Annotated in this window: 8 protein-coding genes; 3 read left to right on the top strand and 5 right to left on the bottom strand. The window is 54.3% G+C overall.

The window, feature by feature from the left end:
* Window positions 1-49: 49 nt before the first annotated feature.
* From BJP35_RS10490 to BJP35_RS10475, 4 genes are all read right to left on the bottom strand, one after another.
* Window positions 50-742 carry an outer membrane protein gene (locus BJP35_RS10490; protein WP_020885121.1) on the bottom strand — a complete coding sequence of 231 codons (693 nt, stop codon included), beginning with the start codon at window positions 740-742 and terminating at the stop codon, window positions 50-52.
* A 46-nt stretch (window positions 743-788) separates the two neighbouring features.
* A complete protein-coding gene (locus BJP35_RS10485) occupies window positions 789-1,262 on the bottom strand; it encodes a heme-binding protein (protein ID WP_020885120.1) in 474 nt (157 codons plus the stop codon).
* A gap of 327 nt (window positions 1,263-1,589) precedes the next feature.
* A complete protein-coding gene (locus BJP35_RS10480) occupies window positions 1,590-2,363 on the bottom strand; it encodes a response regulator (protein ID WP_086463083.1) in 774 nt (257 codons plus the stop codon).
* Window positions 2,364-2,391: 28 nt separating this feature from the next.
* Complete coding sequence (locus tag BJP35_RS10475) at window positions 2,392-3,018, bottom strand: response regulator (RefSeq protein ID WP_032681506.1); 627 nt, start codon at window positions 3,016-3,018, stop codon at window positions 2,392-2,394.
* Window positions 3,019-3,314: 296 nt separating this feature from the next.
* Here BJP35_RS10475 and BJP35_RS10470 point away from each other — a divergent pair, with 296 nt between their 5' ends.
* Together BJP35_RS10470 and BJP35_RS10465 are read left to right on the top strand one after the other, a co-directional pair.
* The gene (locus BJP35_RS10470) at window positions 3,315-4,043 is read left to right on the top strand and encodes a cysteine hydrolase family protein (RefSeq protein ID WP_025204764.1); all 729 of its coding nucleotides are present in this window, start codon (window positions 3,315-3,317) and stop codon (window positions 4,041-4,043) included.
* 62 nt (window positions 4,044-4,105) lie between these two features.
* Window positions 4,106-5,059, top strand: coding sequence for a GlxA family transcriptional regulator (locus BJP35_RS10465; protein WP_025204763.1), 954 nt, complete (start codon window positions 4,106-4,108; stop codon window positions 5,057-5,059).
* A 23-nt stretch (window positions 5,060-5,082) separates the two neighbouring features.
* On the opposite strand, the gene BJP35_RS10460 is transcribed toward BJP35_RS10465, so the two are convergent.
* A complete protein-coding gene (locus BJP35_RS10460) occupies window positions 5,083-5,706 on the bottom strand; it encodes a response regulator transcription factor (protein WP_047744057.1) in 624 nt (207 codons plus the stop codon).
* 309 nt (window positions 5,707-6,015) lie between these two features.
* Here BJP35_RS10460 and BJP35_RS10455 point away from each other — a divergent pair, with 309 nt between their 5' ends.
* Entirely contained in the window at window positions 6,016-11,268 is a 5,253-nt protein-coding gene (locus BJP35_RS10455; RefSeq protein ID WP_086463082.1) for an Ig-like domain-containing protein, read from the top strand.
* Window positions 11,269-11,320 lie beyond the last annotated feature (52 nt).

Raw genomic sequence — 11,320 nt, 5'->3', positions numbered from 1 at the left:
GAGGAAAAATACCTGAAATGAGGGTGATGAAACTGTCTGTCAACGTGCCTTACAGGACGTAGCGCACGCCGAATACAAATTCATTGTTCACCAGGCGTCCACGCAGGTTTTCATCCTGCTGATTACGGGCGTTAACAAAGGTGTTACGGCCGCTTTCTATATTGCCCATATCGACATAACGATAAGTGGCGTACAGGGTCAGATCGTCAATAACTTCATAAGACGCACCAGCACCCACGGAGTAGGTAAAGTTGGTTTGCGTGTTGCCAGCAAACTCGCGGGTGTCATTACCCTGCCAGCCACCCACTTTCACTTTCGCCACACCAGCACCCGCCGTTGCGTACAGGGCGAATTTGTCGGTGATCATAAAGTCACGATAAACGTTGAGCATTGCACGTTCAGAATCAACTTTCATGTGGTTGAAACTGGTCGCAAACGTGGAAGAGCCGCTGGTGAATTCTGTTTTTTCTTTAAACACATATTCCGCTTCGGTACGCCAGTTATTGCCGAACTGATAGCCAGCGGCCACGGAACCGTTCAGCTTGTGCTCTTTTTCGTCCCCGGCCACAAATGAACCGATCCCCGGGCGTTCGCTCAGGTTCATGCTCTTGGCCTTCTGATGGGTGTCAATCAGGTTCAGGGCGCCGTAATAGCCTTCTTTAACGTTTTCGGCAGCCAGTACCGGGCCGGAAGCGCACAGTGAAATCACAGAGGCGAATAAAACACGTGGCGTTACTTTCATAATAAGTTCCTTTTTTATCTTTCCGATAAATGACAGATAGCTTTACTTATTTCAGCTTTTTAATAGCGTCGAGTGCGCAGGCTTCATCAATATCACCGCTCGGCGCGCCGCCAATACCAATGGCACCGATGGTGGCGTTATTTTCTTTAACCGGTACGCCGCCAGCCAGTAATAAGAAACCAGGGATATCGCCGAGGTTTTTCGCCGCCGGGTACTTATTTGAGTTTTCCAGAAGCTGGCTGGTCGCCGCTCCGCTGGACGCAGAGGTGAACGCTTTCTGATAGCTGGCTGTCAGGGTGTGTGGCCCGGCGTTATCCATACGCTGTACCGCGCGGGTGAGGCCTGCAGCATCGACAACCGTTACGCTGACGTTATAGCCTTTAGCGCTGCACGATTTAACGGCTTCGCTGGCGAGTACAGATGCCTGTTCCAGAGACAGGGTGGACTGCGTCAATGATTTAGCGTGCGCAGTCATGGTTAATGCCGTGAGCACAGGCAGAATAAGAAATGTTTTTTTCACAAGGAATACCTTTTAATTAATGAGGCGTGAATAATAAAAATAAAACGCCCGTGAGGTTGATCAGCAAGAGCATCAGAATAAGAAAACGCAGTTCTGTTGTAGTGGTCTCAAATAAATTATTTAACATGGCAACCTTCTTTATTTCAAAAACGTTGCCATGGTGACAACGGGGTCACTATATAAATTCCAGGTCAGTGAGATACATGAGGGCAGGATGATAGGCGTGTAAGGGAAGGACTATAGGCGTGTAGTCCTTGTCGGTGAAAAACAGGACAGGCCAGGCGCAGGCGCCCGCTCGACAGCGTGTGAGGAAAAGTAAACCTGAGGTTAGCGTGGTGTGGTGAAGGCTGTAATCGCCTGATTCAGCGCCGCGACGTCCCTGAGCAGGGTCTGGAGGCGGGGCACAATTTCAGACTCGACGGGCAGCGTTGTCCCTTCGCATGCCTTTTCAAGACTGCGACACTGCTGCGCTATCGCAGTTGCGCCAATGATATCGGCGGCACCGGCCAGGCGATGTACGTGATACGCCAGCGCTGCCCAGTCGCCCTGACGGGCCAGCGTAAGGCAGGGTTGCATGTCGCGTTGGTTTTCATCCCGCGTGGCATTCAGCAGGGTGAACAATAAGGTATTGTCCTCGCCGGTTAACGACCGAAGATTGTCCACATGGATAAACTGGCCGAGGCCTTCCGGGTCAGCAAGTTTTGTGGTCGCCTCTTTTGGGGACACGCGCTGTAGACCCGCCTCCAGTTGCTTCAGATTGAGCGGTTTGAAAAGGCAGTCGTCCATACCTGCGGCAATACAGCGACTACGCTCTTCGGGCTGAGCATTCGCGGTGAGACCAAGGATAATTAACGGTTTTTGCTGCCGTTCCCGTAACAGCCGGGTGAGGGTTAGCCCGTCCATCACCGGCATATTACAATCGGTGATGACCATATCAACCTGCTGTTCGCTCCAGCGCACAAGGGCTTGTTCGCCGTTTTCTGCCTCGACAACCTCATACCCCAGGCGGATCAATTGCTGCCTGAGCAGGAGCCGGCTTGCCGGGTGATCGTCTACAGTCAGTATGCGTAGCGGGCGTGCCGCCGAAGGGGATTCCGTCACATTTTTCCCTTTAAGACCCGGTGTTGGCTCATTCTATTTTGTTGCGCAGGGCAAAATCATAAATGTCTTTCGGGCTTTTAAGATCGAGCTTTTTCATCAGGCGGCTTTTATAGGTGCTGACCGTTTTATCACTGATCATCATTTCCCCGGCGATATCGACAATCCGGCTTCCTTTTGCCAGAAAATGCAGAACCTGCAGTTCCTTGTCCGACAGACTGGCAATATTCCCTTTGTCATCCAGCGGAATATCCTCTGCGGCAATCTGGCGGGCGCGATTAATCGGGAAAAAACCATAGCCACTTTTGATTGCACGGATAGCGTCATGAAGTTCCGTCAGATTATTGCGCTTGCTAATAAACCCATCGGCACCCGCACCGGCACAACGCTTAATATAATGATCGTCATCCTTACCCGTCAGAACCAGGATCCCGCCTTTAAAATCATTCGCACGGAGTCGCTGAACAACGTTAATCCCATTGATTGTAGGAATATCGATATCGACAATAACCAAATCCGGAAGTAACTGACGTGCCTGTTGTAATGCCTTAAGGCCATCATCAGTCTCGCCGATCACCGTCATCCCGTCTTTTTCCAGCAACATTCTCACCGCCAGACGGGCAACCGGGTGGTCATCCACGATTAATACGCTATTCATTTTATCATCCTGGTTCAAAGGGCTTTGCCTGATGAACACAGGCATGAATATTATGCATAACTATACCATATCTGCAACGATATTACCCGCCGGTCAATAAGCGGAAAATAGCGCTATTTCAATGACATGAAAATTAGAGTGGTGGGTTTTTCTGGCATATTTGCTCGGCAGGAACGACGGGATAATCCTTTTTATATTGGCCCAAAAGTACCGTTTTTCGTTCTTCAGGTGACTCCTGTCTTTTACGTCAATACGAAATAATGCTTCCCGAACACAACACAGAGGGAGTTCTTGTTATGAAAACGATTTTCCGTACCGCACTGTTGGTGAGCATGATGAGCGCCTTTTCCAGCCAGGCCACCGCACAGGAGACAAATCAGGTGAATACAAAAACAATTCGCGCGATGTCAGGCGCTGTTGCTACGACGTCTTTATCCGCATCTGAAACCGCGTTAATCGTGGTGGATATTCAGAATGAATATTACGCGGGTCAGGACTTCCGTGGCCGGATGGTTATCCCGGATGGCGCGGATGTGCTGTTGAAAAACAAAAAGCTGGTCGAGTATGCACACCAAAAAGGGATGCCGGTCTACTTTGTGCGCCACATAACAAAAAATAGCCCGCAGCAAAACGGTACGCCGCTGTTCGCTGAGAATTCCGTATTTGCCCAGTTCCATAAGGATCTGCAGCCGACTGCGCAGGACACCATTATTACCAAGGAGACCCCGAGCGCTTTCGTGGGCACCGATCTGGATGCCCGCTTAAAGAAACAGGGAATTAAAAAGGTCATCGTGGCGGGCCTGATGACGCATATGTGTATCTCATCGACTGCACGTGATGCTGTACCGCTGGGTTATAGCGTGATTATTCCGGAAGATGCGACAGCCACGCGCGATCTGGATGACGGGAAGGGGGGCGTGGTGGATCACGACACGCTGCAGCGTGCAGCGCTGGCAGGCGTCGCGGATGTCTTTGCTGAAATCATGACCACGGATCAGGTGATGGCGCTGGCGGTGGAAAAATAAGACCGAACTGAAATCCCTGTGGCCAGCCAGCCCTCTATACTGGCTGGCTTACGGAGGCGGTCATGACATTGAAAATTGGTATCGTAGTCTTTGAAGGCATTATTCCTTTTCACCTTTCGGTGCCTTATGCCGTGTTTGAGAAAGCACTGACGCCGCAGGGTGACGCCCTGTGTCAGCTCGTGGTTTGTGCCACTACACCCGGCGCGCTTAAAACCAATGCCGGTTTTTCCATCGTGGTCGACCGAGGTCTGGATGCGTTAGCCGGGATGGATATGGTGATTGTGCCGGGCTGGGATGTGCCTGAGCATGCACCGGAGCCTGAACTGTTAACGGCGTTACAAAACGCGCATGCGGCCGGGTCCCGCATTGTTGGGTTGTGTATGGGCACGTTCGTGGTGGCCGCCGCAGGCCTGCTGGAAAACCGTCCGGCAACGACGCACTGGCGGTGGGCGGCGGACTTTCAGCGTCTTTATCCTTCAGTGCAGATGGATAAAGATGTGCTTTACATTGATGATGGCGATGTTGTGACGTCAGCAGGAACGGCAGCCAGTATCGACTGCTGTTTGCATCTGGTTCGACAGGCGTGGGGTGCGGATGTCGCCAACCGCGTGGCGCGCTTGCTGGTGGTGCCGCCTCATCGTCAGGGCGGGCAGCGGCAGTTTGTGGAGCTGCCGGTGCAGAATACGCGTCGTGGAGATCACTTCACCGACGCGCTGGCCTGGGCAACAGAGAATTTACAGCTGGCCATCACGCTGGACTGCGTGGCGGAGAAAGCCTGCATGAGCCGCCGGAGCTTTACCCGCCGCTTTCAGCAAACGACGGGGGAACGTTTTTCAAACTGGCTTTTGAACCAGCGCATTCTCGTTGCCCAGCGCTTTCTTGAAAAAACCGATCGGCCAGTGGAAGATATTGCCGAACGCGTCGGCTTCCCTTCCACGACCTCTTTACGGCGCCACTTTCAAAAGCAGCTTAATACCTCACCTTCCCGCTATCGTCGCGAGTTTCGTGGTCGTTAGCCATTTCCCGGCGTCATTTCTGTTCAATAGAGATAATTACGTTTTGCCAGATCCACCAGTTCAGTCAATTTGGATATTTTAAATTTCAGCATGATGCGCTTTTTATAAGCGCTGACGCGTTTATTATTTATATTCATTATGCCGGCAATGACCTGATTGCTGTAGCCCGCAGAAATGTAGCGCAAGATACAGATGTCAGTATGGGATAGCGATAACAACAACGAGGCGTCTCGCGGGTATTTTGTCCGGTGCAGTCTCAGTTCATTGCCATAACAGAACTGGCCGGATGCGACTTTATTGACAGTCCGGACGATGTTGTCCAGCGTACTGTTTTTATTAAGATAGCCGGCAGCTCCCGCCTTCCTGCTAAGCTGAATGTGAAAATCACTGGATGATGAGGATAAAATCATTACCTGTGTATCAGGGATATTTTTTATTAACTGAGCCAGAGAAGAAAACACGTCTGGCTGTTGTTGCAGATGCTCCATTATTATCAAGTCGGCGTTGAACAACGAATGTTTATCCAGCAATTCTTCCATTGTGCCAAACTGCGCAACAATCTGATGACCATGTTCTGATAATAAGCCCTGGAGTCCAGCGCGAAGCAGTGGGCTGGCGTCCATGACAATGACTTTTTTGCCTGACATTCCTGGTTGTCCTGAATCGGGAAAGGAAAAATTTATTCTCTATCCCGTCAATGCAAATTTGGCTAAGACTTGTCTTTAACTGAGACTTTATTTTCCTCCTCAGCGCTGCCCTGCCTGGCCTGCCAGGTAACGGATCCTTCCTTTTATTACGTCTCCTTGCAACCTTAACCTGGTCGTTTGCGACAGGTCTTATTAAGACTCCGTCGCTCTGACAGGAAGATAGCGTCAGCCAGGGAAAGAATCCCGTATGGAAGTGCGTCTGGCGCGTTGCGCAGACACAGATCGATTATTTACACGAGAATTTAGCGAATGAATCTCAAGCCAGTAAATATTGCAGTCGTTGATAAAAATACGATTGTCAAAGCCGACGTTCTGCGCAGTGAAAAAATAGGCAGTGCCGTCAAAATTAAAGCCATCCCGAATGCAAAGTACATTCTTGCTGAAGGGGAAAACGGCGTTGCGCCAGAAAACATTACCCTGAAACGTGTCGGTAAGGACCTGTTCATCATGCTGGAAGGCACTGATGAAGATCAGCCGCAGCTGATTATCGAAGACTACTTTGATAATCCGGGTGAACTGGTCGGTAAAGGGGAAGATGGTCAGTGGCATGAATACATCGCCACCGACGGTGATGATGACCACGAAGCTGCTTTCCTGCTGGACGGTGAATCCTCTGCGCAAGCGCTGGGCGCAGGCGCGATTGCCAGCCTTGACGGTCTGGCGGTTGCGGGTACCGCGTTTTCCCCTGCCTTGCTGGCACTGGGTGCATTAGCGGCGATTGGTGCGGCGATTGGCATCGGCTCCATTATTCGCCATAACCGTGGCGGTAACGACGGCGGTGATAACGGCGACGTTATTCCCCCTCCACCGACAGGTCCTGGCAAACCAACGATCGGCGAAGTTGAGGATGACGTTGGCCCGATCACTGGCCCTATCCACAACGGCGATGCCACTGACGACGCCCAGCCTGTTTTTCGTGGCGGTGGTGCGAACCCTGGCGATACCGTTGAGCTGATTGTCGACGATGAAGTCGTGGGCACCGCGATCGTGGGTGAAGACGGCAACTGGGAAGTGACGCCAGAAAAACCGCTGCCGGAAGGCGAGCATGAAGCGGTGGTGGTCATCACCGACCCTGAGGGTAACGCCAGCGAACCGTCCGATCCTATTGATTTCGTGGTCGATCTCACCCCGCCGGAAAAACCGGTGATTGGTGAGGTGGAAGATGACGTCGGTCCGGTGGTTGGCCCAATCAATGACGGTGACACCACTGATGACGCCCTGCCTGTATTCCGCGGTGAAAACGGCACGCCGGGCGACACCGTTGAGCTGATCATCGACGATAAAGTCGTGGGTACCGCGGTAGTGGGGGCAGACGGTAAATGGGCAGTGACGCCGGAAAACCCACTGGCTGAAGGCCAGCACGAGGCGGTGGTGGTGATCACCGATCCGGCAGGCAACGCCAGCGAGCCGTCCGATCCGATTGGCTTTATCGTTGACCTGACTGCGCCAGCGAAACCGGTGATCGGTGACGTGGAAGATGACGTCGGCCCGATCACTGGCCCGATTAACAATGGCGATATTACCGATGATACCCAGCCGGTATTCAGCGGCGGCGGTGCCGTACCTGGCGAAACCGTTGAGCTGATTATCGACGATGAAGTCGTGGGCACTGCGATCGTGGGTGAAGACGGCAACTGGGAAGTGACGCCAGAAAAACCGCTGCCGGAAGGCGAACATGAAGCGGTGGTGGTCATTACCGATCCGGCAGGCAACGCCAGCGAACCGTCCGATCCTATTGATTTTGTCGTCGATCTCACCCCGCCGGAAAAACCGGTGATTGGTGAGGTGGAAGATGACGTCGGTCCGGTGGTTGGCCCAATCAATGACGGTGACACCACTGACGACACGCTGCCTGTATTCCGCGGTGAAAACGGCACGCCGGGCGACACCGTTGAGCTGATCATCGACGATAAAGTCGTGGGTACCGCGGTGGTGGGTGCAGACGGTAAATGGGCAGTGACGCCGGAAAATCCACTGGCTGAAGGCCAGCACAACGCGGTGGTGGTGATCACCGATCCGGCAGGCAACGCCAGCGAGCCGTCCGATCCGATCGGCTTTATCGTTGACCTGACTGCGCCGGAAAAACCGGTGATCGGTGGTGTGGAAGATGACGTCGGCCCAATCACTGGCCCGATTAACGATGGCGATGTCACCGATGATACTCAGCCGGTATTCAGCGGCGGCGGTGCCGTGCCTGGCGAAACCGTTGAACTGATTATCGACGACGAAGTGGTGGGCACTGCGATTGTGGGTGAAGACGGCAACTGGGAAGTGACGCCAGAAAAACCGCTGCCGGAAGGCGAACATGAAGCGGTGGTGGTCATTACCGATCCGGCAGGCAACGCCAGCGAACCGTCGGATCCTATCGGCTTTATCGTTGACACCACGCCACCGGCACAACCGACCATCGATACCGTTTTCGATAACGTTGGCGACAGAACCGGCAACCTGGCGGCAGGTGAAACCACCGATGACAACACGCCAACCTTCAGCGGTACGGCTGAAGAAAATAGCCTCGTTTACATCATCGTCAACGAGAAAGTGGTGGATTCCGTGCGCGCCACTGAAACCGGCTCCTGGACCTGGGAACCGTCTCCGGGGTTGGCTAACGGTCCGTATAACGTCCGCGTTGTTGCGGAGGATCAGGCTGGCCTGCGCTCTGAGTCGTCTGAGGACTTTAACTTTAACGTGCAGGTTGGCGGTGTCCCTACAGCGCCGGCAATTACCGATGTGATTGACGATGTTGAGTCTCACACCGGCACCGTACAGCAAAACGGTACCACCAACGACGACCGCCCAACTATCGTGGGTACCGGTCAGGACGGTACCACCGTTTACCTGTACGACGGTGCGAACCCTGACCCGATCGGCAGTGCAGTGGTAACGGGTGGACAGTGGAAAATTGAATTTAGTACGCCGCTGGCACAGGGCGAGCACCGCTTCCGTGCGGTAGCGGAAGATGCTACCGGCAACCGCAGCCCGAAAACGGGCGAGTGGGTCATCAACATTGATTCCGTCGCACCGGGCGAGGCGACAGACGTTGAACTGTGGGACGACTTCGGCACGCCGGGGATTATCGCCGACAACGGTACGACCGATGACAACACTCCGACCTACCGGGGTAAGGGTGAAGCGGGCGGTACGGCGATTATCGACCTGGGCGATGGCACCACCGTGCGTGTACCGGTTGATGCCAGCGGCAACTGGAGCTACACCCCGGCGCCTGCACTGGCGGACGGCGACTACACCTGGCAAGTCTCGATTGAAGACAAGGCGGGCAACGTCGGACCTGCATCCGACCCTATCCACTTCATCGTGGATACCAGTGGAAACGGGATTTCGATTAGCCACGTTGTGGATGATGAAGGTGGCATTCAGGGCAACCTGGCCAGCGGCAGCCACACTGATGACACGACGCCAACCGTTGTGGGCCGCGCTACGCCTGGTGCCATTGTGAAAGTCTACGTTGACGGAAACCTGGTTGACAGCGTGGTGGCGGATCCGACAACGGGTCAATGGCAGTACACCGTCAACCCGGCGCTGTCGGCGGATCGCACATATCAGATCACCGCCAGTGAAAACACCGGCACCGGTGACGGTCCACAAACCGCACCGTTTGAACTGACGCTCGATACCCGCGTCCCGACCGGCTCGTTTGATGGCGTAACGGATGACGTGGGGCTGGTTCAGGGTGACCTGGCGAACCCGGATGTTACGGACGATACCACCCCGACCCTGCGCGGTACCGGTGTGGCGGGCGACGTCGTGTTTATTTACGACGGCACGACTCTGATTGACTCCGTCACCGTTGGCCCTGACGGCAGCTGGAACTACACGTTACCGCCGCAGAATAACGGGACAGAGCTAGATATGAACGTGGTGTTCCAGAGCCCGACGGGCGTAAGAAGCGCGCCGAGCGATTCCTGGAAAATCACCATTGATACCGAAGCGCCAACGGCCAGTGCGGTGGCTGACGGCCTGAGCAAAGACTCCGGCGTGAGCGATGCGGACTTCATCACCAATAACAGCGGCCCTGGCAGCCTGGTCACCGGCCATCTCTCGGCTGCGCTGGACGCGGGCGACAAAGTCCTTGTCTCCGTTGATGGCGGCACGACCTGGCAGGAAGCGCTGGTCGACGGCGATATGTGGGCCTATGTGGACATGCAGGGACACAGCGCTGACTGGACCATTTTGACCCGTGTTGTTGATGCGGCAGGTAACTACACCGAGTCGTCGCAGAACGTGGTGGTGGATCAGGTTGCACCGGACGCCCCGACCGACGTGGTGCGGAGCGGTAACGATGTCACCGTCACGCTGCCGGGCAGCAACGTGACGGCGGGTGATTCGGTTCTGGTGAAGGTCGGAGATGTCTCTGTCACGCACACGCTGACGGCAGCGGATATCGCGAACGGTAACGTGACGCTGAGCCTGCCACCGGGCGGTTATACCGATATTCCGGTCGGGGCAGCCATTGTGGACGCGGCGGGTAACAGCTCGGACTACCGTACCAGCGACTTTACCAGCACCAACAACTTTGAATCAGCTGATGAGTTTACGGCGATCAATGCGGGCCAGTGGGTGCACGGAATGCGTTTCTCGCACACGACGGATACCAGTACGGCTGACTACGAATTCAACAGACAGACTATCGGGGCGGGAAGCACAAACAGCCTGTACCTGTTTAGTTCGTCAACAGATGGCGGGATGGAAGCCAGCATGTTTGTCGACTTCCAGTATGGCGCCAAAACCGTCGATTTCGATTTCAACCCGAGATTTGCGGGGCCGTCTACGGTGGTGACGTTCTATGACATCAACGGCAATGTAATTGATTCTCAGCCTGTGAACGCGCCGATCAGCAACCGTAACGTCCATGTGTCGTTAAACAATCCGGAGGAGACGCCGGTTTACCGGATGGAAATCCACCATCAGGAGCTGTCAGGCAGCACCGGGTTTGGTTTCAGTATCGATAACCTGGTGGTGAGCGGCACGGCGAAAACCGTCACGCCGGGTGAATTCCTGGCGGATAACCAGGGCGATGTCTGGTATGGCGACGCGGCGGACAACCTCTATCAGGTGAGTGATGTGGCCAGCCTGACCGACGCGGTGATCCAGGGGGGAGAAGGGACGGACACGCTGAAGCTGTTGGGTGCGGATCAGCATCTCGATATGAGCGCGCTGACCAACAAAATCCAGTCAATGGAAGTGTTCGATATTACGGGAACAGGTAACAACACACTGACGCTGAGCGCGGGCGATGTGCTGGAAAACGCCTCTCAGAACCTGTTCCACGATAACGATTTCAACCAGTTGATGGTGAAGGGCGATAAAGGCGATCGGGTCAATCTCAGCGACCTGTTGCCAAACGATATAGACCCGGGCAACTGGACAGACGGTGGCACGGTTAACGTTGGCGGAGTGGAGTATCAGTCCTTCCAGATGGAAAGCCTGAATACCGAAATCCTCGTTCAGATGGGAGTGACGGTCACGCTGCAAAACCACTAATTGATATCAGGAAACGGAGGCGCCTTTAAGGCGCCTCCGGAAAGTAAAAACG

The organism is Enterobacter sp. J49 (assembly GCF_002148625.1).
Taxonomy (GTDB): Bacteria; Pseudomonadota; Gammaproteobacteria; order Enterobacterales; family Enterobacteriaceae; genus Enterobacter; species Enterobacter ludwigii.
Note: the sequence above shows the minus strand (reverse complement) of the source record. Positions and strands in the feature narration are given on the sequence as shown.

What these genes read in the sequence shown, in the direction of transcription:
- BJP35_RS10490 (WP_020885121.1), bottom strand. Translation starts at nt 742, where the DNA reads ATGAAAGTAACGCCACGTGTTTTATTCGCCTCTGTGATTTCACTGTGC.
- BJP35_RS10475 (WP_032681506.1), bottom strand. Translation starts at nt 3,018, where the DNA reads ATGAATAGCGTATTAATCGTGGATGACCACCCGGTTGCCCGTCTGGCG.
- BJP35_RS10470 (WP_025204764.1), top strand. Translation starts at nt 3,315, where the DNA reads ATGAAAACGATTTTCCGTACCGCACTGTTGGTGAGCATGATGAGCGCC.
- BJP35_RS10465 (WP_025204763.1), top strand. Translation starts at nt 4,106, where the DNA reads ATGACATTGAAAATTGGTATCGTAGTCTTTGAAGGCATTATTCCTTTT.
- BJP35_RS10460 (WP_047744057.1), bottom strand. Translation starts at nt 5,706, where the DNA reads ATGTCAGGCAAAAAAGTCATTGTCATGGACGCCAGCCCACTGCTTCGC.
- BJP35_RS10455 (WP_086463082.1), top strand. Translation starts at nt 6,016, where the DNA reads ATGAATCTCAAGCCAGTAAATATTGCAGTCGTTGATAAAAATACGATT.